Consider the following 20,992-nt stretch of genomic DNA (forward strand, 5'->3'; position numbering starts at 1 on the left):
TCAGGCACCCTTCACTGCGTTGCGGACATAGACGATGCGGCCACGAGCACCGGGGACTGCGCCCTTGACGAGCATGAGTCCCTTCTCGATGTCGATGGAGTGCACCGTGAGGTTGAGGACGGTCACGCGCTCGCCACCCATACGGCCGGCCATGCGCATGCCCTTGAAGACGCGGCTCGGGGTCGACGATGCGCCGATCGAGCCGGGCTTGCGGTGGTTGCGGTGCGAACCGTGCGAAGCCGAGACGCCCTTGAAGTTGTGACGCTTCATGACACCGGCGAAGCCCTTGCCCTTGCTCGTGCCGACGACGTCGACGAGCTGGCCCGCTTCGAAGGTGCCGTCGACCGTGAGCTCCTGGCCCAGGTTGTAGTCGCCGGCGTCCGCGGTGCGGATCTCGGTGACGTGACGACGCGGCGTGACGCCGGCTGCCTCGAAGTGAGCGGAGAGCGGCTTGTTGACCTTGCGGGGGTCGATCTGGCCGTACGCGATCTGCACGGCGTTGTAGCCGTCCTTCTCGGGCGTGCGGACCTGGGTGACCACGTTGGGTGCCAGCTCGATGACGGTGACGGGAACGAGCTTGCCGCTCTCGTTCCACACCTGGGTCATGCCGAGCTTCGTGCCCAGCATGCCCTTGGAAACCTTGGAGTTGATGTCAGCCATGTCGAACCTCAGAGCTTGATCTCGATGTTGACATCGGCCGGCAGGTCGAGACGCATCAGCGAGTCGACGGCCTTGGGCGTCGGGTCGACGATGTCGATCAGACGCTTGTGGGTGCGCATCTCGAAGTGCTCGCGGCTGTCCTTGTACTTGTGCGGCGACCGGATGACGCACACGACGTTCTTCTCGGTCGGAAGGGGCACGGGGCCGACGACGGTTGCGCCCGCACGGGTCACGGTGTCGACGATCTTGCGTGCGGACGTGTCGATGACCTCGTGGTCATACGACTTCAGGCGAATGCGGATCTTCTGTCCCGCCATTGTCTGCTCTCTCTCTTTAAGCGTCTTACCGACCGGGACCGGGTGGCCCTGGGGCATTGGACGCACGTCGGCGCTGTTCGCGCCTCGGCACGAGAACGACCCTCGCGAGTCGATCTGCTGCACCACTGTTCTTCTGTCAGCCGGAAGCCGTGAGGCGACCGGATGCCGACCTTCCGCCGCGCACGGCGGAAGCCTTCGTGAAGAAGGGTGTCGGGGTGTGTTCTGCTACCCGCGGCCTAGAACCCTGCACCGTCCCGGAGGAGGCGCCGTCTATGCACTGCCCTGGCAGTGATCCGACGCACGCACAGCGGCGACGGAATATCGAACCTGTCTATTCTGCCACGGCTGATTTCACTTGTGCAAACCCGGGCGTGTCGCGGTCCCACGAACGCGACCCAGACGGTGCGTGAACAGGTCAGAGTGCGGGAGATAGCGGGGCGAGGCATCCCCATGCCTCGCCCCGCTTGGGGAGGGCGTTCAGTGCGAGGGGGCACACCGAACGCGAGTAGCCCGGCGTGAAGGGACGCCGAACTCCTCGACCGAGGGCGCGGCGGAAGACCCGCCGCGCAGGCGGGGTGACGCTCAGGCGCAATGAGTGCGCGCGTCGCACGATGATCCCCAAGATCGCATATCCCCAGTTTGTACGCGGAACTCCGCGTGCTTCGGGAAACCGAACCCCTTCGGCTCCCCCGACCGCAAGATCCCCAGGCGGTCGAGACGATCCTACTGGATACAACCGTGAATGCGCCACATCCGACGACATTCCGGCACGGACGTTGCCCCTCCAGCACGCACGAGCGGCGACCCACAGGTGGTGGATCGCCGCTCGGGGCTTGCGGTCTTTCTTACTCGTTGCCGACGGCCTTGTCAGCGCCGTCGCGGATCTCATCGATCTTGTCCGCGGCACCGGGGGCGATCTTCTTGGCGAAGTCCGCGACGCCGTCGAGCACCTTGTCGCTGATGTCCTCGGCCTGCTCGCTCTTGACGGCCTCGGCGATCTTGTCCTTGTTCTGCTCGTACAGATCCTTGCCCTTGTTCACGGCGTCTTCGATGCCCATGTGATTCCCCTTCTGAAGGTGTGCCGCCGACCGATCGAGCCGACCACACTCATTGTGCATGTCCACCCCGGCAAACGGAACCCTCGCGTCCCGGGTCGACGACAGCAACGCGCCCCACAGGGCGGCATCGACGACAAAGGGGCCGGACCCGAAGGTCCGACCCCTTTGCGAGGAAGCAGATGCTTACTTGATGATCTTCGTGACCGTACCGGCGCCGACGGTGCGTCCACCCTCACGGATGGCGAAGCCGAGGCCCTCCTCCATGGCGATCGGCTGGATCAGCTCGACCGTCATGTCGGTGGTGTCGCCGGGCATGACCATCTCGGTGCCCTCGGGCAGCGAGATGACGCCGGTGACGTCGGTGGTGCGGAAGTAGAACTGCGGGCGGTAGTTCGTGTAGAACGGGTTGTGACGGCCACCCTCGTCCTTGGACAGGATGTACGCGGTGCCCTCGAAGTCGGTGTGCGGCGTGACCGAACCCGGCTTGACGATGACCTGACCGCGCTCGACGTCCTCACGCTTGGTGCCGCGGAGCAGCAGACCACAGTTCTCGCCGGCCCAGGCCTCGTCGAGCTGCTTGTGGAACATCTCGATACCCGTGACCGTGGTCTTGACGGTCGGACGGAGTCCGACGATCTCGACCTCGGAGTTGATGGCCAGCGTGCCACGCTCGGCGCGACCCGTGACGACGGTTCCACGACCGGTGATCGTGAAGACGTCCTCGACGGGCATCAGGAACGGCTTGTCACGGTCACGCTCCGGGTCCGGAACGCTGTCGTCGACAGCCTGCATCAGGTCCAGGATCGCCTGGGTCCACTTCTCGTCGCCCTCGAGGGCCTTGAGAGCGGAGACGCGGACGACAGGAGCGTCCTCGTCGAAGCCCTGGCCGGCGAGCAGCTCGCGGACCTCGAGCTCGACGAGCTCCAGGATCTCCTCGTCGTCGACCATGTCGGACTTGTTCAGCGCGACCAGCAGGTACGGAACGCCGACCTGCTTGGCGAGCAGCACGTGCTCACGCGTCTGAGCCATGGGGCCGTCGGTGGCGGCGACCACGAGGATCGCGCCGTCCATCTGAGCCGCACCGGTGATCATGTTCTTGACGTAGTCGGCGTGGCCGGGAGCGTCAACGTGCGCGTAGTGGCGCTTCGGGGTCTCGTACTCGATGTGCGAGATGTTGATGGTGATACCACGCTGGCGCTCTTCCGGCGCCGAGTCGATGGAAGCGAAGTCACGCTGCACGTTGGTGTCGGACGGGTACTTGTCAGCAAGCACCTTCGAGATCGCTGCGGAGAGCGTGGTCTTGCCGTGGTCGACGTGACCGATCGTTCCGATGTTGACGTGCGGCTTGGTCCGCTCGAACTTGGCCTTAGCCACTGGGTCCTCCTCAGGACGTCGTTGTAGAGGTGACCGGGCACTGGTTTGCGACCGGTTCTCTACGGGTTAGGTTCTCAGTTTAGTAGAGAGGGAATGTGAAGTTGTAGGTGTCCTGGGAGCCGGACCGGGGCCCGGCTCCCAGAAGGACGATTACTCGCCCTTGGTCTTCTGGACGATCTCGTCGGCCACTGCGCGGGGAACCTCAGCGTAGCTGTGGAACTCCATCGAGTAGACGGCGCGGCCCGAGGTCTTCGAGCGCAGGTCGCCGATGTAGCCGAACATCTCGGACAGCGGGACCTGAGCGCGGACGACCTTGACGCCTGCGGCGTCTTCCATCGACTGGATCTGGCCACGACGCGAGTTCAGGTCGCCGATGACGTCGCCCATGTACTCCTCGGGAGTACGGACCTCGACGGCCATCAGCGGCTCGAGCAGCACGGGGTTGGCGCGACGAGCGGCCTCCTTGAAGCCCATGGAGCCCGCGATCTTGAACGCCATCTCCGAAGAGTCGACGTCGTGCGCTGCACCATCGACGATAGTCGCCTTGACGCCGACCATCGGGTAGCCCGCGAGCACGCCGACGTTCATCGCGTCCTGGAAACCGGCGTCGATCGAGCCGATGTACTCACGAGGGATGCGACCACCGGTGACGGCGTTCACGAACTCGTAGGTCTTCTCGGAGTCGAGGTCGAGCGGCTCGATGGTGAACTGGATCTTTGCGAACTGTCCAGAACCACCGGTCTGCTTCTTGTGCGTGTAGTCGTGCTTCTCGACGGTCTTGCGGATCGTCTCGCGGTACGCCACCTGCGGCTTGCCGACGTTGGCCTCGACGTTGAACTCGCGCTTCATGCGGTCCACGAGGATGTCGAGGTGCAGCTCGCCCATGCCCTTGATGGTCGTCTGACCGGTCTCGGGGTTGAGCTCGGTGCGGAAGGTCGGGTCCTCTTCAGCGAGCTTCTGGATGGCGACACCCAGCTTCTCCTGGTCGGCCTTGGTCTTCGGCTCGATCGCGACCTCGATGACGGGCTCGGGGAACGTCATCGACTCGAGGACGACCGGAGCCGTCGGGTCGGTGAGGGTGTCACCCGTGGTGGTGTCCTTGAGGCCGATGACCGCGTAGATGTTTCCGGCGGTGACCGAGGGAACCGGGATCTCCTTGTTGGCGTGCATCTGGAAGATCTTCCCGATGCGCTCCTTCTTGTTCTTGGTCGAGTTGACGACCGCAGAACCGGAGTCCAGGTGACCCGAGTAGACGCGCACGTAGGTGAGGCGACCGAAGAACGGGTGCACGGCGACCTTGAACGCGAGGGCGGCGAACGGGTCATTGGCGTCGGGGTGACGCTCGATGATCGTGTCGTAGTCCTTCGGGTCGTGCGCCTCGATCGAGCCCACGTCGAGCGGGTTCGGGAGGTAGTCGACGACCGCATCGAGCATCGGCTGGACGCCACGGTTCTTGAACGCGGAACCGCAGAGCACCGGGTAGATCTCGCTGGCGACGGTCAGCTTGCGGATCGCGCCCTTGATCTCGGCGACCGTGAGCTCCTCGCCACCGAAGAACTTCTCGAGCAGCGCGTCGTCGGTCTCGGCGACGGTCTCGAGGAGCTGCTGGCGGTACTCCGCTGCCTTCTCCTTGAGGTCCTCCGGGATCTCCTGGATCTCGTAGGAGGCGCCCATGGTGACATCACCCTTGGCGTCTCCGGCCCAGACCAGTGCACGCATCTCGATCAGGTCGACGACGCCGATGAAGTCGCTCTCCGCGCCGATGGGCAGCTGGATCACGAGCGGCTTGGCGCCGAGGCGGTTGATGATGGTGTCGACAGTGAAGTAGAAGTCGGCGCCGAGCTTGTCCATCTTGTTGACGAAGCAGATGCGCGGGACGTTGTACTTGTCGGCCTGACGCCAGACGGTCTCGGACTGGGGCTCGACGCCCTCCTTGCCGTCGAACACGGCCACCGCACCGTCGAGCACGCGGAGCGAGCGCTCCACCTCGACCGTGAAGTCCACGTGGCCGGGGGTGTCGATGATGTTGATCTGGTTCTTGTTCCAGTAGCAGGTCACGGCGGCAGACGTGATCGTGATGCCGCGCTCCTTCTCCTGCTCCATCCAGTCGGTGGTCGAAGCGCCATCGTGCGTCTCACCGAGCTTGTGGTTGACGCCCGTGTAGAACAGGATGCGCTCGGTCGTCGTGGTCTTGCCGGCATCGATGTGCGCCATGATGCCGATGTTGCGGACCTTGCTCAGGTCCGTGAGCACGTCTTGTGCCACAGGAGTGTCCTTATCTTTTCGAGCAGTCGTACTGCGAAGAGGGGGTGCCCGCCCCGCGGCGAGTGGCCGAGGGGCGGGCGAAGCTGTTTACCAGCGGTAGTGAGCGAACGCGCGGTTCGACTCGGCCATCTTGTGCGTGTCCTCGCGGCGCTTGACCGCGGCACCCAGGCCGTTGGATGCGTCGAGGATCTCGTTCTGCAGACGCTCGGTCATCGTCTTCTCACGACGGCCCTTCGCGTAGCTCACGAGCCAGCGCAGAGCGAGCGTGTTGGCGCGGTGAGGCTTGACCTCGACCGGCACCTGGTAGGTCGAGCCACCGACGCGGCGGCTGCGGACCTCGAGGGTCGGGCGCACGTTGTCGAGCGCCTTCTTCAGCGTGGCGACGGCGTCCTGACCGTTCTTCGCCTCGACGCCGCGGAGGGCGCCGTAGACGATCGACTCGGCCAGCGACTTCTTGCCGTCGACGAGGATCTTGTTCACCAGCGAGGTGACGATCGGTGCGCCGTATACCGGGTCGTTGACGACGGGGCGCTTCGGGGCGGGTCCCTTACGAGGCATCTAACTCAACCCTTCTTCGCGCCGTAGCGGGAACGAGCCTGCTTACGGTTCTTGACTGCCTGGGTGTCCAGGGCGCCACGGACGATCTTGTAACGCACACCGGGGAGGTCCTTGACACGACCGCCACGCACGAGCACGAGCGAGTGCTCCTGCAGGTTGTGACCCTCACCGGGGATGTACGCGGTGACCTCGGTGCCGTTGCGGAGCTTCACACGAGCGACCTTGCGCATCGCCGAGTTCGGCTTCTTCGGGGTGGTGGTGTAGACGCGGGTGCAGACCCCGGCCTGCTGCGGGTTCGACTTGAGCGCCGGCGCCTTGGTCTTGGTGACCTTGGGCGAGCGACCCTTGCGAACCAACTGCTGAATGGTTGGCACGTTCTCTCCTCATAGTGCTGCACGGTGACAGCGTGATGGGTTTCACATCATGACCCACCGGCACGCCGGAACCGACGAGCTTTTGGTGTGATGGGTATGCCGTGGGGGCGGACCGGCATGGTGCCGGCGCCCAGCGCACACGCGGAGGCGTGCACACACCTGATCAAGTGTAATGCCGCGTAACGTAGCGGTCAAATGAGCGCAACTCCGGCCGCGCGGCCCGAGTGCAGGATCAGGGCAGATCGGGATCGAACGGCGAGTCCAGCGATTCGGTCAGCTCAGCCAGCAGTGCCTCGATCTGCGGTTCGACGTGCTGAGAGATCGCGGCCTGGATGTGTATGCGATGACGCAACAGGATCCCGCAGATCTCGCGGCCGACCATGTTGGCGTACTCGTCGGCGAGGGCGACCTCCTGACGGAGGGCGATCTTCGCCTCCTCCGTGAGCGGGGGCAGTGCGGGCAGCGCGGCGGCGGATTCGTCTGCGAGCCCCGCGATCGTGAACAGGAACGGTGCTCCGGGCACCGGATCCGGATCGAGGGGCAGCCCGTCGAACTCGGGATCGAGGTCCTCGGCCGGGCGGTAGCTGCGGGCGCGGTTCCGTGCAGCCTGCTGATCCAGCTCGCGCTGCAGCATCGGCAGATTCCGCGCCGTGTACTCCGCGACGGCGTGATCGACGATGGTCTTGATACGCGTCGAGAGGCCGTGCTGCACGCCGTGCGGCACGTTGGCACCGATACCGGCTGCGGAGAGGATCGGCGATCCGAGGCACCGGCGGCATGGCGCGACGCGACCACGATGGGTTGCCGGCTCCCAGCGCGGCACCCAGCGCAACCATGCCTCCACGGCCTGGTCCACCTGCGTCTCCAACGAGCGCTCCACCCCACCAGAGTACGGCGCGTCGCCCGTCACCGTCGCGATTTCCCGGTCCCGGCGGGGCGCGGAGGGAGGATCGCTCGGACGTCATTCCTCTTCGTCGCGCTCCCACGGCCAACGCGGATGCTCGGCGCGCGTGCGACGCAGCGCGATCCCACCCCATCCGGCGATCAGGCCCGCCAGCACGAGGACGACGCTCGCGCCGCCTCGCACGAGACCGCCGGCGACCGCTGTCGCGAGCACGATGCTCCCGGCGCCGACGAGGACGGCGACCCATACCGCGATCAGATGGACGAGGCCGGCGACCAGCGCGATCGCGATCGTGGCGACATACGACGGATGCGGTCGGCGCAGAGTGGACCACAGCATGAGCGCGAACGAGACGACAGCCGCGATCATGCCGACCACGCCAGGGGTCTGGCCGAGATCGGGGACCGCGATGATGTCCGTGTCGGTGGCGATGCTCACGGCGCCGAGCCCGAACACCGCGAGCGCGAAGAAGCTGATGGTGGCGAGCACCACCGCCAGGATGGCCGAAACCCCCGCGGACTCGGGTCCCCGGGGGTTCGGCGTGGTGGAGTTCGTGATTACCTCGACAGCGTCGGGCCGGCCTCGAGCGTGCGCTCGTACTCGCGCTGCGCCTCGGCATTCAGCTCGGTCTTGCGAGCACCGCTTCGGGCGACCCAGGCACCGAACCAGATGGTCAGCTCGCGGGCGAACACGAAGGCCGCGATCGCGAGCGGGGCGAGCATCTGCTCCCCGACGAGGTCGAGTCCCTGGCTGGCGCTGAGCTTCCAGAACGGAGCTTCGAAGAGCTGCCCGAGGATGTGGCCCCCATACGCGATGACGCCGACGATGAGGCCGAAGACGACCCAGAGGCCCCAGCGTCCACGGTTGATGACCGCACCCAGCAGCCAGAATCCGAGGAAGAACACGACGACGGGCGTCCAGAACCCCCATGTCATCAGGGGTGCGATCGCGGTCTGGCCGATGTTCTCGCCGGTCACATCTCCGGCGATGGCACCGAGTCCGAGCGCAGCCCCCAGGTAGAGCACCGCGAAGACGAGTGTCGCCAGGAGTCCGATGGCTCCCGCGGTGCCGCGGTTGCCGCGGTCACGGGGCGGTTCGGGCGCCTGGACGAAGATGGGCTGCGGCTGTGCGGCGGCAGCGGCGACGAGCGGCTCCGACGGGACGACGCGCGTCTCGACCTCATCGCCGTACTGGGCGTACGCCGCACCGGCCATCCCCGACTGCTCGTGGCCGAACGGGACGGGCTCGCCCACGACGGGCTCGGGGTAGAACGAGGTGGTCTCGGCGTCGGCCTGAGCCCTGACCTCGTGGGCGTAGTCGCGCGACGGAGCGACCGGAGCAGGCGTCACGGCCGGCGGCGGGGAGGCGAACGTACCGGGGTGATCACGCTCGGCCTCCTCGAAAGCGGCGAGGTCGGGGTCGACCGGCGCTGCGACGGGCTTCTGATCGATGCCGTCGTTCACGCCGTCGTTGTTGCCGGGAACGTCAGCACCCGCAGCCGCAGCGGCGTCCAGGCCTTCGTTCGCACTGCCGACGACGTCGTCAACGTCAGCCGGCTTCTCGGGCTGGGGAACGTTGGGGTCACTCATGGGGTGCGCCTCTCATCGGATACGTGCACTGCGAGGGTACCTCCGCGCGAACGACCGCTTGCGGAGGCGTGCCGACGTGTCGTCATACGCGAGGACACATCATCGCGACGCGGATTCAGGGGAGCGCGCTGCGCAGTGCATCACCGGCGAACTGCGCGAGCACCGGGACCATCGGGAGCGACAGCCACACGAGGCCTCCGATGATGCCGACGCACACGATGCCGGCGAACCAGCTCATCCCGAGGTTGCGTCCACCCACCCGTGCCATGGTTCCACGCTACGACCGAAGGGGGCACGAGTCCGTCCGCAACGCCGATACGACGGCTCCGCCGCACGGCTCAGCCTGCGGTTCGACCGCGCAGACGCCAGAGCAGCCAGAGACCGGAGACGGGGATGAGGAGGACTCCTACGCCCATGATGCCGACCCAGATCATGTCGTACCAGGCGGGGAGCAGGGGATTGTTCACGGGCGGCGGGTTTCCCGTGCCCGAGGTGCTGTCGCTCGACTCCCACGCGGCGACGGTGACCATCGTCGAGATGAGGATGATCGACAGGCCGCCCACCACGAACGGCACCACGACGGCGACGACCTTCTCCCCCGTCTTCCACATCGAGCTCAGGCTCACGAGCACGGCACCGACGAACCATCCCACGACCGGAACGACGATCCCCCCGAAGCTCAGCGTCAGAGCTGCGGCGATCGCGAACCCCCGCGTGGAGGTCGGTGCGGGGCGAGGATCCGACGGTCGGGGCGCCGGTGCCGCGACAGGGGCGGGGTCACCAGTCGGCAGCTCGGCCTGCGCCTCGCGGGCGATCGCGACCGGATCGCCGAGGCGGGCGATCCGTGCGGCCGTCGCATCGGCGTCGAGCCCCTGGAGCTCTTCGAGGATGCCTGCGCGGATGTCGGTCGCGACGCCGTGCGGCAGTCCGCGCATCGCCTCGTCGAGCCGGGCGAGGTAGTCCTCGCGAAGGGTGTCTGCGGTGAGCCCTGCCATGGTCATCCCTCTCCGACGATGCCCGTAACCACACGGGCGAACGGTGTCCATTGCGCACGGAAGCGCTCGAGCTGGTCGATACCGGTCTCGGTGAGCCGGTAGTACTTTCGCACCGGACCGCTCTCGGAGGGCAGGTCGAACGTCGTGACCCAGCCGTTGTCCCTGAGCCGCCCGAGCAGCGGATACAGCGTGCCGATGCTGGCGATCAATCCCGCGCCTGTGAGCGCATCCGCCAACTGCCAGCCGTACATCGGCTCCCGCGCGAGCAGGCCGAGCACGCAGTACTCGACCACTCCTTTGCGCATCTGGGCACCGACATCGCCTGTCATGCATGACAAGGTAGCATGCAAGACAAGTGAGCGGCGCTCGGGGCCGCGTCGGCCCGCGCCGCAACGGCAGCCGCCGGCGCGCTCAGCCCTTCGTCGCTCCGGCGGTCAGCCCGCCCACGATGTACTTCTGCAGGAAGAGGAACAGGATCATCACCGGGATCGCGGCCATCACGGCGCCGGCGGAGAATGCTGACCAATCCGCATAGCGCGGGTTGGCGACGAGCTTGGTGAGTCCGACGACCAGCGTCTGCTGATCCACGTCGACGAGCATGACACTCGCGATCACGTACTCGTTCACGGTGCCGATGAACGACAGCAGGCCGACCACTGCGAGGATGGGGGCGACCAGACGCAGGATGATCGTGAAGAAGATGCGCGCATGACCGGCGCCGTCGATCCGGGCCGCCTCGTCGATCTCCTTCGGAATGGTGTTGAAGAAGCCGTACATCAGGTAGGTGTTCACGCCGAGCGCTCCACCGAGGTATACCAGGATCAGCCCGGTGTGCGTGTTGAGACCGATGGCGGGGAACCAGTCCCCCAGCGTCGACATGAGCAGGAAGATCGCGACCACGGCGAGCAGCTGCGGGAACATCTGCACGACGACGATCGTGACGAGACCGACCCGTCGCCCGGCGAACCGCATGCGCGAGAAGGCATATGCGGCGCAGGCGCCGATGAAGACGGTGACCGCGCCGGTGACGACGGCGATCAGCAGCGTGTTGAGGAACCAGGTGCCGTACGGGTTCTGCGGGTCGCTCAGGATGCGCACGTAGCTGTCGATACCGATCGCGGAGAAGAGCTGGTTCGAGCCCGTCAGCGTCCCCTTCGGGTTCAGCGAAGCGGAGACGACGTAGAGCAGCGGGAACAGGGCGAAGGCGCTCACGACGATCGCGACGAGGTGTCGCCATCCGGTGTCGGCGAACCACGCGCCGAAGCTGCGGCGCCGCGGAGCGAGGCTCTGCAGGTCGTCGGTCGAGCGAGTGGCGGCGGACCGCCCGGCGGTGGGGCTGTGGGTGCTCATGTCAGTTCAGCTCCTCGAGGGCCTTGGTCTTGCGGAAGCTGATGATCGAGATCGTGGCCACCACGATGAAGATCAGGATCGTGAAGGCCGACGCCAGACCGTAGTCGCGCGTCTGCCCCGTGAAGGCGACCTTGTAGACCATCGAGATCAGGATGTCGGTGTGCCCGACGGGGATCGACACGTCGCTGAAGCGCGGACCGCCATTGGTGAGCATGTAGATCAGGTTGAAGTTGTTGAAGTTGAACGCGAACGACGAGATCAGCAGCGGCGCGACGGTGACCAGCAGCAGCGGCAGCTTGATCCGCCGGAAGACCTGCCACGGGTTCGCGCCGTCCATCACCGCGGCTTCGTTCACATCCTCGGGGATGCCCTGCAGGGCGCCCATGCAGACGAGGAACATGTACGGGAAGCCGAGCCACAGGTTCACCAGCAGCACAGACACCTTCGCGAGCACCGGGTCGGTGAGCCACGGGATCGCGGCCCCGCCGAAGATCACCTGGTTGATGAAGCCGAAGCTCTCGTTCATCATCCCGGCCCAGACCAGCGCGGAGAGGAACGCGGGGAACGCGTACGGGAGGATGAGGATGATCCGGTATCCGTTGCGGAATCGCATGCGGGTGTTGTTGAAGACGAGCGCGAGCAGGAGTCCGAGGAAGAACGTCGTCGCGACAGAGATCAGCGCGAACGCGAAGGTCCACAGCGTGACCGAGATGAGCGGCCCGCGGATCGACGAGTCGGTCACCGCGCGAACGAAGTTGTCGAACCCGACCGTCGTCTGCCATCCGGGGAGGAGCTGCTCTCCGCCTTCGGCCGTGAAGGCTCCGTCACCGGTGTCCGCGTACACGGTGCCGGTGGTGGTGTCGGTGATGGTGTCCGCGGCCTCGTCGTATTCGAGCGTCGAGACGTACAGATAGCCCTTCTGCCCGTCGGGAGCCCGCAGGCTGCCGTCGTTCGGATCATCGCTGAAGGGGACCGAGAGCTTCTCCAGCTCTTCGGAGAGGGTGAAGACGGTCGCGAGCGGGAGCGTGGTCCAGCCGTCGACCGCGACGGCCTTCCCGCCCTCGAACCGGGCGTCGACCTCTTCCAGGGGCTGCTCCGCGGTGCCGAGCAGCGCGTCGCCGGACTCCGGATCGGTCGCGAGCAGCCCGTAGGTGCCGAACTGCTCGACCACCGTGACGGGGTAGGTCGGCGAATCCTCGACCCGCTCCTGGGCCGAGGCGAGGAGCGAGGAGATCGCCTGGTCCTTGGTCCCGTTGTGACCCGTGCCGTAGTTCGTGAACCCGATGTACCCGGTGTAGAGCAGGGTGAAGACCTGGAACACGACCAGGAAGATGATGCCCGGCGTGAGGTACTTCGCCGCGATGCGCTTGCGGGAGAAGTAGATGTAGTTGACGAGGACGGCGACCACGACGACGACGCCGAGGATCACCCATTCCTGATGGGCGAAGAGCACGAAGGCCGCATACAGCGCGATCGCGTCGACCACCGCCAGCAGGAGGATCTTCAGCAGCATCCAGCCGATGGGTCCGGATGCGGCCTCCGCGATCTTCGCGGCCTGGCGCTGGCGTCTGGTCGGAGGCGCTGTGCGCTCGTCGGTGTCTGTCATGTCGTCCTCGTCATGATCCTGCCGGGGCGGACGAAGACGCCCACCCCGGCAGAGTCAGTGTTCTGGCTGTTACTTGATCGCGGCGGTCACGTCGTCGACGAGCTTCTGCCACGTCGTCGTCGGGTCCTCGCCGTTGATGATCGCGGCCTCGGCCACGCCCCAGTACTGCCAGACCGCGCCCATGGCCGGGATGGCGGGCATCGGGACGGCGTCGGCGCCGACGGCCTGGAATCCGGCGATGATCGGATCGGCGGCGGCGGTGTCGGCTGCGGCGGTCAGGGCGGGCAGGATGTTGCCGGCCTTGAACAGCTCGAGCTGCACGTCTTCGGTGCCGATGTAGTTGACGAGGAAGTCGTTGGCCGCGACCTTGTTCTTCGACTCGGAGCTCACGAAGAAGCCCTTGACGCCGGCGAACGGCGAGGCGGTCTCACCGGTCGGGCTCGGGATCGGGTCGATCGCGACGTTGATGCCCGCGTCGGTGGCCGCGCCCACGTTCCACGGACCGGTCAGCCAGAAGGCCGCGGTGCCGTCGAGGAACTGCTGCTTGGCGATCTCGCCGTCGACGTCGGTGTTCAGCACGCCCGCTGCGCCCTGTGCGCCCAGCCAGTCGGCGAAGGCGAAGCCGCCCGCACTGCCCAGCTGGAGGTCGGTGGAGTCGTAGCTGCCGGTGTCATCGGTGCCGAACACCGGGGCCCCGAAAGCGGTCTGGAACGGATACAGGTGGTACGGGTTGCCCTCGGTCCCCTGCTCCACGACGAACGTGCCCTTCGAGACCATGTCGTCGAAGCTGGTCGCGGCGGCGGGAACGAGATCGGCGTTGCGCAGGACCGCGATGTTCTCGACGGCGTACGGAAGCATGTAGACGGTGCCATCGTAGGTGGCGGCCTGCAGGGCGACGGGGAGGTAGTCCTCGGAGCTGTCACCCAGCTCGATCGGCGCGACCACTCCGTTCGTGGAGAGCTCGCCCAGCCAGTCGTGCGCGCCCATGACGATGTCGGGGCCCTTGCCGGTAGGGACCTGCTGGATGAAGTCGTCCTTCATGTCGTCGACCGACTTGCCCGTGAGCTCGACCTTGACGCCGGTCTTCTCCTGGTAGGCGTCTGCCGCGCCCTGCAGTGCATCGACGCGCTCGGCATCGACCCAGACGACCAGCTTTCCGCTGTCGTCGGAGCCCGAGGTGTCGTCGCTGCTGGTCCCCGTGGAGCAGCCGGCAAGCGTCAGAGTCGAAACGATGGCGATCGCGCCCGCGGCGACGATGCCCCTCTTGTTCACCTTCATTGGTGTGTGCCTCTCTCAGTGCTGATCACCTGCAAGGACTGCAAGCGCTTACAGTATGCATCGAAATCGACGCTGTTTGCAATGAGAGTGGGCGTCGATATCAACCCGTGACCGAGAGAAGGGTGGCCGTCAGGTGTGAAAACGCTTCCACCTGCGGAGAAGAGGTCACCCCGTAGACTGCCGACATGGCTGATGGTTCGCTTCGCATCGCGCGGATGACGGCAGGGATCGTCCTGGCGTTCTCCGCTGCTGTCCTCAGCGGGTGCACCGCGTTCGCCACCGGCTACGCCGTTCTGGACCGTGAAGCCGAAGGCGCAGATGCCCTTCCGGACGCGTTCATCGAGCAGGACCCCGCAGACATCGCCGACCTTTCGTCCGCGCGGTACGTCGGCGAGCATTCCGGCAGCTCGCTCTGGCTGTTGCGCGGGCTGGATCAGGGCTCTGTCTGCATACTCGCCTACCGGGACGAGACCGCAGGGATCATGGGGTGCGGCAGCGAAGGCGGCCCCGTCGAGATGAGCGGCCCCGCCGGCCATTTCGTGACCGTTCCGGACGACTACCCCACCCCGGACGGAGCCACCCGGATCTCCGACAATGTGTACGCGCTGAGCCCCTGAGTAGGATGAAACCATGGCTGACAGTTCATTTGACATCGTCTCGAAGGTCGACCACCAGGAGGCGGAGAACGCCCTGAACCAGGCCCGCAAGGAGATCGAGCAGCGCTACGACTTCAAGGGCACCGGTGCGTCGATCGCCTGGAGCGGCGAGAGCATCCTCATCATCGCGAACACCGAGGAGCGGGCCAAGGCCGTGCTCGACGTGTTCCAGTCCAAGCTCATCAAGCGGGGCATCTCCCTGAAGAGCCTCGAGTCGGGCGATCCGTTCGCCAGCGGCAAGGAGTTCCGCATCGTCTCAACGCTCAAGGACGGCATCTCCTCCGAGAACGCGAAGAAGATCAACAAGATCATCCGCGACGAGGGCCCCAAGGGAGTCAAGAGCCAGATCCAGGGCGACGAGCTGCGCGTGCAGTCCAAGAGCCGGGACGACCTGCAGTCGGTCATCGCACTGCTCAAGGGTGCCGACCTCGATCTCGATCTGCAGTTCATCAACTACCGGTAAGCACCCGCTCTGACCTGGGATTTTTGGCTCGGAGTCCGCTCTGAGTCCGCACTACCCGTAGTGAGCGATAGTGGGACAGAGACTCTCTAGGCAACCTTTAAAGAACGGGTGTAGTCTGTAAAGACCTCACACACCACCCACAAACAGGTGGAGGGCCACCCAGCGGTAACTGGATGACCCTCGGTAGCAACCGACACCTACATGAGGTTTTGGAACAGAGTAAGAACTCTCACCACTACGATCGCGGCCTCAATCGCAAAACGTAGCCAGGTGGGAGTTCTTCGTTTTGGGCCTGTCGGCTTCTTCGAATCACTCATCGCCACACCTCCTATCTCATTGGCCAGCGTGCGCCAATGCATGGAACAGAGGTTTCCGGCTCGCGCAGACCGATAGGACGCCCGCTCAGCGTATCGCGGACTGGGCCTTTGCCAAGAGAACCGCAGCCATGAAGTCTGCCGTAGCGGAGCGCGTCTTGTCCTCTGCTGACGGCCACAAGTGGCTGTAGACGTTGAGTGTGATTGACGGCTGAGAGTGCCCCAGCGCCCGCTGCACCGTCACGACATCGCAGCCGGAAGCGATCAGGTTGGACGCGAACGTATGACGGAACGTGTGTAGCGTCACCTCATCGTCGAAACCGACAGCCGCACGTATACGCCGCCACTCCTCCCCCGCACTGTTCCGGTTGTACAGGTGCCCCATGACGGAGCGGAACACGAACGCCTCAGCCTTCCACTGCTGGACACCTCGCAGCATGTCGATCTTCACGATGACCGGCGGAGTCATCCGAAACAACGTCGGTCCCGGAGTCTTCATCGACTGGACGGCGATCTCACAGGGCATCAAGTTCCACGGCGTCACAATCGAGGGGAACAGCCAGCACGGATTCCGCGTGCGCTCCGGCGTCGACGACCTCGCCATCATCGGGTGCACGTTCCGCAGCAACGGGGTCGGCAACCTGGGCAGCTATGCAGGCTGCATCATCAACCCGCTCCTACCGTCGACCAAAATCCGCTTCATCGGAAACACGTCCGAAGGTACGAGCCAGCGATACGGGTTCCAGACGACGAACTCCGCAGCCATCACGCGAGTCATGCTGTTCGGCAACACCTACCGAGACAACTCACTAGGTGCCCGAAACCTGGCCGACGACGCGGCGTCACGCCTCGACCTCGACCTCACCCTCACACCTGCCGTCACCGGCTCACGCGGGGGAAACGCCGTGCTGACCTCGCTGCTGGCCGCGCTCACTGCACGGGGCATCATCGTGAACAACACGACCGCCTAGAATCGCGCTCCCCATGCGACGCTGGCGGTGCTGATACTGAGCCAACTACTCGAACTGAGAGAAGGCGAAGGCAGAGGGCGGACTCTCGACCTGATGCCAGGTTGCGGGGCGCTACCCCGACGGAAAGTCTGGTGGATTCGGCGCCGTCGAGCCTACAGCGAACGCCATCCCGGCAAGCTGCAGGTCCGGGTAGACGATGGCGGGCATCCATTGCGTGGTTTCAGCTGAGTCGCCTGGGTAGTACGTACGAGTATGCGGTTCCAATTTGGCGCCGGCCATACCTTCAGGCGATAGCGGTATCGACCAGCCCTCGATCCGTCGAGGAATGACAGATCGAGGCAGGGAAGATACGGTGACGGCATCCCCCACTGTCCCTCCACTGCTGGCTGCAGTGGTCCTCGTGAACTCCACCATTTTTTCGAAGACCAGAGCCGGGTCGTTGGGCTTAGATCGCGCAGCGAACTTCACTTCGCGTCGCAAACGCCTGAGGCCACTGAGCGAGTACGGCGCTCCCACCGCTCCCACGATGACTCCTTGGTTGCCCACGTGCTTTCTCCGTGCGGTGAATTCGGTCACGTCGGGTGACACCGTCACGCGATCGCCTGTGGCCACCCAAGTGCAGTTGCCTACCTCCACGCCCATGGGCCAACTGGCGGGCGACCGCGCTGGGTTGTAAGCGAACCCCGCCATCATGAAGTGATGAGGCACCCCCTGAAGCTCCCGGTGTTTCGAGTAGTAGTCGTTCATTGCGTTCGCCAAGACTTCCGGCGCCTCGTTCGGCCGTACACCCGCGAGCCTCTCGGCCGCCCAGAACTCCATCGGAATGCGGTCGAGAATCGCCACTCCGGTGTAGCCCATGAGCATCTGGCCCCACAAGAGCGTCGACTTTGTGGCGCGGTCTGATTGGTCTATCACCCGGCCCCTCTGGGTTGTCGTGAGCCTTCGGTCACTCGCCATGACCACATATTCCGGGGTCAAAGCGAAAGTGATAAGCGTCATGCGCCTGATGCTAGCCGCCGCTCGAACCTGACCGCTGATGTCGATCTAGGCGAGCCGCAGGAAAGGGGCCGACGATGACATGGACCGCACCGGGGCGCGCCGCCACGACGACTACTCCTCCGCCAGCTCCACAGCGTTTCCCCACACCCAGCATCGGAACGTTTGCCCGTCGGCGCGAAACTCGATACCAGCCGCGAGCGGCGTCGAGCGAACGAGTTTCGCATCGACGCGGACTGCCTCAGGCCCGAACCGTACCCAGGCCCGTACCCGCTTCGGCCGCGGGTAAACCGTCATCGGTTGCTCCCGCGCGTCAAGCTCGCGGTCGGTGAGTGACTGTAGAGGACCGTGCTTCGCTGCTTCAAGGATGTTCCGCGCGTTGGACTGCATGTCCCTGTACGCGGACAATGTTGCGCCTGGATTCCCCACGCCGGCTCCTTTCTCCGGCCCGAGATCAGGATATCAAACGTTCGAATTTATGTTCGATTATGGTAGCCTGACCCCATGCCCGAACCAAGCGACAGCCAGGAGTTCGAATCCTGGACCGACGAGGATGACGCCGCAGTCGCGTTCGAAAGCCTGCCCGCCTGGCATCCGGCGCTCTTCTTCGACGCGTTTCGCGTTGGTATGCAACGGTTCGGCGAGAACGCCGAGGCGATCGCCCGTGGTGGATTCATCACTCCGGAGTCAGAAGCGGAGTGGGGCGACTTCACGCGCGCACGTGAGATCGCCAATAGCGATGTCAAGGTGAGCACCACCGCGTTGTGGGCCGCCGACGCGCCGGATGTCGCATACGTCCGACTGGTGAACACCGATCGGTGGATCTCTCCTGACTTGCGCGATATCCCCGCAGCGATGCACGCCACGCTCGTCTGGCGCCCCGAGATCGCGATCATTCCAAACTCGGCGTGGAGATTGCACGCTATCGGAGAGCCCCTGCCGCCCTGGCTGGTCCCCCGCACGTCGCCCGGGTTTGACCCCCGCAAGCTCCCTTGACTGAGAACTAGATCTGATGCACGCGGCGGGGAGTCGCGCTCACCTATCCAACGGTCTCACATCGAATACGTACCGACGCTGGTTAGGCGCCTCATGCGGGATCTGACGCGCTCTGTAACCAAGCAAGGTCAGCCGGTCTAGCACCTGCTCGAGTTTGCTGTAGTTCTCGTGCCCCGAAGCAGGAAAGGGTTCGCCAGGGACGGTAGCCCCTTCATCATCAACGAGGGTGACAAGCCACTGTTGATCGATCTCCTCAAAGATAACTCGCTCGACGTTTGCCATCGTGACAAACTACCGCGCCCTTACGTAGATCCGCCACGCGGTGGACGACGGCAGCGCGACAGGTGACGAGTAACAAGACCTCAGCCTTCGTACTCAGCAGTCTCGGGTATCTCCTCACGCGGGCTCCTAGCGACGATGGACCCCGTCCCGAGCGCGACATAGCCCTCCGGAAGCTCCTCGACGATTTCGCCGTCCTGTGGCCCGCCAACCAGCCTGAATCTGCCCATTCGGTCAGCCTATGGTCGTCTTCTGCTTGGAGCTACCGCTCAACGCAAGTTGTCGACGCTATGCCCGAACCTGTAGTCGCGATAACCAGCTTTAGGCATCAGCCGTCGACCTTGCTTCCTGCGTCGGAGGTAGTCAGCGATCAGATCCGCGTCTTCGGACCGCATGCCCGCCCACACGGCCCGGGCGCGGAGCTTTTCGGGCGTTATCACGACCCACCGCTCCGGCACATTCATCAGGTCGGCCTTCAACTTCTCCTGCTCGTTCCACTTGAGACGGTTGGCGTACCCCCGCGCCATCATCGCCAGGTAGTCGATGATCTCGCCCACTCCATTTGGAAGAGGATCGAATCGCCAGAGGTTGAGGGCGATCTCGAATGAGTCAGCAGGCACGTTGAGCGTCACAGCGATGTAGTCGCGCGCCATCACCGAGATCTCATCCTCGGTGAGCGCCTGCGTCACACCATCGAGCTCGGGGATCTGGATGAACCAGAACTTGCCGTCGCGCTCCGCAGTGACTTCGTAGGTCTTCATCGTCGCCTCCAATCACACGCTAGCGCGAAGAGATCGGCACTCGTAGTGTCCATGCATGCCGAAGCGGCGAGCGCAGGGTACCGGGACAATCTTTCGAGACCAGCGGGGGTATTGGACGGTGGTCATCCCTCTTCCAAGCGAGAACGGCAAACGAAGGCGGAAGAGCTACCGTTCCAAGAATCGCGAAACAGTGGTTGCGCACCTGCGAGCATTCGAACAGGCCCGCGTTGGGACGGATCTGCCCACGCCAGACTTGTACCCCTCAGGCAGCGGAACAACATTGGGCGAGTGGTTCGCGTACTGGCTCGCTGAGTGCGTGTACCCGCAGCTCCGGCCGAGAACCGCGGATGGATATCGAAGCACTGTGAACACCCACATCGTGCCGGCGCTCGGAGCGGACACCCCATTGGTCTCCATCAGAGCGTCAGATATTCGGCGCATGCAGCACGCCGTCCGTGAGGGCAGATCACCAACAACAGTCCGTAACGTGCACACCATCGCCGCGCGTGCCTTCGACGTCGCCGTCCGCGAAGAAGAGATCACACGCAACCCAGTAAGACTCGTCGAGCAACCGAGACCCGCCCGCCCCTCCCTCGACGTTCCAACGACAGCCGAAGTGCGATACCTCCTCCAAGCATCTAAGAGCAGGCCAGACGGGCTGAAATGGATGACCTACATCCTCACCGGTGCACGCCGTGGTGAGGTCGTCGGCCTCGAGGTCGATCGTGTTAGCACCCACCTCGACATCAGTTGGCAGATGCAGACGCTTCGCAGAGGTGAGACAGGCCGTCCGATCGCGCCTCCCGACTTCGACTATCGCCACATCTACGGGGGCTTCTTCCTCACACGTCCGAAATCGAAGGCCGGATGGCGGACGGTGCCGCTCATCAGCCCCCTGCGAGAACTCATGGAACACCACGTGGCAACCATGGAACTGAACCCGTGGGGACTCGTCTTCACTCGTAAAGGGCGACCGATTGACCCGAACATGGAGACTCGCCTGTGGCCGGCCGTCCAGCGCGAACTTCTCGGCGAAGAGCGCCACGTCAGATTGCACGATCTCCGACATGCCGCCGTCGATCTTCTCTATGCAGCAGACGTCCCAGAAGAGTTGATCGTCGAGCTGGTGGGGCACTCCACACGAGCGATGACCCGCTCTTACAAGAGCCCTGCACACCTCGACCGGCTCTCTCGCGCGATGGCCGGCGTTGAAGACCTAATCGCCTAA

26 protein-coding genes and 1 pseudogene are annotated in these 20,992 nt (G+C 64.8%); 6 read left to right on the plus strand and 21 right to left on the minus strand.

Going from position 1 to position 20,992, the window contains the following annotated elements; genetic code table 11:
* The 16 genes from rplC to GZ64_RS0115235 all read right to left on the minus strand — a co-directional run bounded on the left by rplC (position 1) and on the right by GZ64_RS0115235 (position 14,328).
* Positions 1-660 (minus strand): 50S ribosomal protein L3, encoded by a 660-nt coding sequence (rplC, locus tag GZ64_RS0115160; protein WP_021201123.1) that lies wholly within the window; start codon positions 658-660, stop codon positions 1-3.
* Positions 661-668: 8 nt separating this feature from the next.
* A complete protein-coding gene (gene rpsJ, locus GZ64_RS0115165) occupies positions 669-977 on the minus strand; it encodes a 30S ribosomal protein S10 (protein ID WP_017201594.1) in 309 nt (102 codons plus the stop codon).
* An 845-nt stretch (positions 978-1,822) separates the two neighbouring features.
* On the minus strand, positions 1,823-2,035 hold the full coding sequence (locus GZ64_RS0115170) for a hypothetical protein (RefSeq protein WP_021201124.1): 213 nt from the start codon (positions 2,033-2,035) through the stop codon (positions 1,823-1,825).
* A gap of 183 nt (positions 2,036-2,218) precedes the next feature.
* Positions 2,219-3,409 carry an elongation factor Tu gene (tuf, locus tag GZ64_RS0115175; protein WP_017829210.1) on the minus strand — a complete coding sequence of 397 codons (1,191 nt, stop codon included), beginning with the start codon at positions 3,407-3,409 and terminating at the stop codon, positions 2,219-2,221.
* A 150-nt stretch (positions 3,410-3,559) separates the two neighbouring features.
* Entirely contained in the window at positions 3,560-5,674 is a 2,115-nt protein-coding gene (fusA, locus tag GZ64_RS0115180) for an elongation factor G (protein ID WP_021201125.1), read from the minus strand.
* Between the two features lie 87 nt (positions 5,675-5,761).
* A complete protein-coding gene (rpsG, locus tag GZ64_RS0115185; protein ID WP_017201608.1) occupies positions 5,762-6,232 on the minus strand; it encodes a 30S ribosomal protein S7 in 471 nt (156 codons plus the stop codon).
* A gap of 5 nt (positions 6,233-6,237) precedes the next feature.
* Positions 6,238-6,606, minus strand: coding sequence for a 30S ribosomal protein S12 (rpsL, locus tag GZ64_RS0115190; protein WP_017201609.1), 369 nt, complete (start codon positions 6,604-6,606; stop codon positions 6,238-6,240).
* 232 nt (positions 6,607-6,838) lie between these two features.
* Complete coding sequence (locus tag GZ64_RS0115195; protein ID WP_029258210.1) at positions 6,839-7,486, minus strand: hypothetical protein; 648 nt, start codon at positions 7,484-7,486, stop codon at positions 6,839-6,841.
* A gap of 81 nt (positions 7,487-7,567) precedes the next feature.
* Positions 7,568-7,999 carry a hypothetical protein gene (locus GZ64_RS0115200; protein ID WP_029267381.1) on the minus strand — a complete coding sequence of 144 codons (432 nt, stop codon included), beginning with the start codon at positions 7,997-7,999 and terminating at the stop codon, positions 7,568-7,570.
* A 68-nt stretch (positions 8,000-8,067) separates the two neighbouring features.
* Positions 8,068-9,099 carry a hypothetical protein gene (locus tag GZ64_RS0115205; RefSeq protein WP_029267383.1) on the minus strand — a complete coding sequence of 344 codons (1,032 nt, stop codon included), beginning with the start codon at positions 9,097-9,099 and terminating at the stop codon, positions 8,068-8,070.
* A gap of 115 nt (positions 9,100-9,214) precedes the next feature.
* Positions 9,215-9,367 (minus strand): hypothetical protein, encoded by a 153-nt coding sequence (locus tag GZ64_RS20070; protein ID WP_168441077.1) that lies wholly within the window; start codon positions 9,365-9,367, stop codon positions 9,215-9,217.
* A 70-nt stretch (positions 9,368-9,437) separates the two neighbouring features.
* Complete coding sequence (locus GZ64_RS0115215) at positions 9,438-10,100, minus strand: HAAS signaling domain-containing protein (RefSeq protein WP_029267384.1); 663 nt, start codon at positions 10,098-10,100, stop codon at positions 9,438-9,440.
* Positions 10,097-10,423 carry a PadR family transcriptional regulator gene (locus GZ64_RS0115220; RefSeq protein WP_029267385.1) on the minus strand — a complete coding sequence of 109 codons (327 nt, stop codon included), beginning with the start codon at positions 10,421-10,423 and terminating at the stop codon, positions 10,097-10,099. The genes GZ64_RS0115215 and GZ64_RS0115220 overlap by 4 nt, the downstream gene beginning before the upstream one ends.
* An 82-nt stretch (positions 10,424-10,505) precedes the next feature.
* Entirely contained in the window at positions 10,506-11,444 is a 939-nt protein-coding gene (locus GZ64_RS0115225) for a sugar ABC transporter permease (RefSeq protein ID WP_029267386.1), read from the minus strand.
* A 1-nt stretch (position 11,445) separates the two neighbouring features.
* Positions 11,446-13,050 carry an ABC transporter permease subunit gene (locus tag GZ64_RS0115230; RefSeq protein ID WP_029267387.1) on the minus strand — a complete coding sequence of 535 codons (1,605 nt, stop codon included), beginning with the start codon at positions 13,048-13,050 and terminating at the stop codon, positions 11,446-11,448.
* A gap of 69 nt (positions 13,051-13,119) precedes the next feature.
* Positions 13,120-14,328, minus strand: coding sequence for a sugar ABC transporter substrate-binding protein (locus tag GZ64_RS0115235; RefSeq protein WP_029267389.1), 1,209 nt, complete (start codon positions 14,326-14,328; stop codon positions 13,120-13,122).
* Between the two features lie 185 nt (positions 14,329-14,513).
* Here GZ64_RS0115235 and GZ64_RS0115240 point away from each other — a divergent pair, with 185 nt between their 5' ends.
* Positions 14,514-14,945 (plus strand): hypothetical protein, encoded by a 432-nt coding sequence (locus GZ64_RS0115240; RefSeq protein WP_029267391.1) that lies wholly within the window; start codon positions 14,514-14,516, stop codon positions 14,943-14,945.
* A gap of 13 nt (positions 14,946-14,958) precedes the next feature.
* Entirely contained in the window at positions 14,959-15,447 is a 489-nt protein-coding gene (locus tag GZ64_RS0115245; RefSeq protein ID WP_017829222.1) for a YajQ family cyclic di-GMP-binding protein, read from the plus strand.
* A gap of 402 nt (positions 15,448-15,849) precedes the next feature.
* On the opposite strand, the gene GZ64_RS19205 is transcribed toward GZ64_RS0115245, so the two are convergent.
* On the minus strand, positions 15,850-16,212 hold the full coding sequence (locus GZ64_RS19205; protein ID WP_231479909.1) for a tyrosine-type recombinase/integrase: 363 nt from the start codon (positions 16,210-16,212) through the stop codon (positions 15,850-15,852).
* On the opposite strand from GZ64_RS19205, the gene GZ64_RS0115255 reads away from it, so the two are divergent.
* Complete coding sequence (locus GZ64_RS0115255) at positions 16,199-16,732, plus strand: hypothetical protein (protein ID WP_029267396.1); 534 nt, start codon at positions 16,199-16,201, stop codon at positions 16,730-16,732. The two genes, GZ64_RS19205 and GZ64_RS0115255, sit on opposite strands and share 14 nt — an antisense overlap.
* A 111-nt stretch (positions 16,733-16,843) precedes the next feature.
* Here GZ64_RS0115255 and GZ64_RS0115260 read toward each other — a convergent pair whose 3' ends face one another.
* Positions 16,844-17,731 (minus strand): hypothetical protein, encoded by an 888-nt coding sequence (locus tag GZ64_RS0115260; RefSeq protein WP_029267398.1) that lies wholly within the window; start codon positions 17,729-17,731, stop codon positions 16,844-16,846.
* 501 nt (positions 17,732-18,232) lie between these two features.
* Between GZ64_RS0115260 and GZ64_RS0115270 the strand changes: the two genes are divergently transcribed.
* Positions 18,233-18,724 (plus strand): hypothetical protein, encoded by a 492-nt coding sequence (locus GZ64_RS0115270; RefSeq protein ID WP_029267401.1) that lies wholly within the window; start codon positions 18,233-18,235, stop codon positions 18,722-18,724.
* A gap of 39 nt (positions 18,725-18,763) precedes the next feature.
* Here GZ64_RS0115270 and GZ64_RS0115275 read toward each other — a convergent pair whose 3' ends face one another.
* The 3 genes from GZ64_RS0115275 to GZ64_RS19210 form a co-directional block, all read right to left on the minus strand.
* A complete protein-coding gene (locus GZ64_RS0115275) occupies positions 18,764-19,006 on the minus strand; it encodes a hypothetical protein (RefSeq protein WP_029267403.1) in 243 nt (80 codons plus the stop codon).
* Between the two features lie 80 nt (positions 19,007-19,086).
* Positions 19,087-19,233: a hypothetical protein gene (locus tag GZ64_RS19890; protein WP_156040321.1), complete on the minus strand. Its 147-nt coding sequence runs from the start codon at positions 19,231-19,233 to the stop codon at positions 19,087-19,089.
* Between the two features lie 39 nt (positions 19,234-19,272).
* Positions 19,273-19,764: a hypothetical protein gene (locus GZ64_RS19210; RefSeq protein WP_051668086.1), complete on the minus strand. Its 492-nt coding sequence runs from the start codon at positions 19,762-19,764 to the stop codon at positions 19,273-19,275.
* Between the two features lie 55 nt (positions 19,765-19,819).
* Between GZ64_RS19210 and GZ64_RS20325 the strand changes: the two are divergent.
* Positions 19,820-20,200: pseudogene (locus GZ64_RS20325) on the plus strand (hypothetical protein); the annotation flags it as partial.
* A 51-nt stretch (positions 20,201-20,251) separates the two neighbouring features.
* A complete protein-coding gene (locus tag GZ64_RS20230) occupies positions 20,252-20,992 on the plus strand; it encodes a tyrosine-type recombinase/integrase (protein WP_231479910.1) in 741 nt (246 codons plus the stop codon).

The sequence above is a fragment of the Microbacterium sp. Cr-K32 genome (assembly GCF_000708345.1).
In the GTDB taxonomy this organism is placed as follows: Bacteria; Actinomycetota; Actinomycetes; order Actinomycetales; family Microbacteriaceae; genus Microbacterium; species Microbacterium maritypicum_A.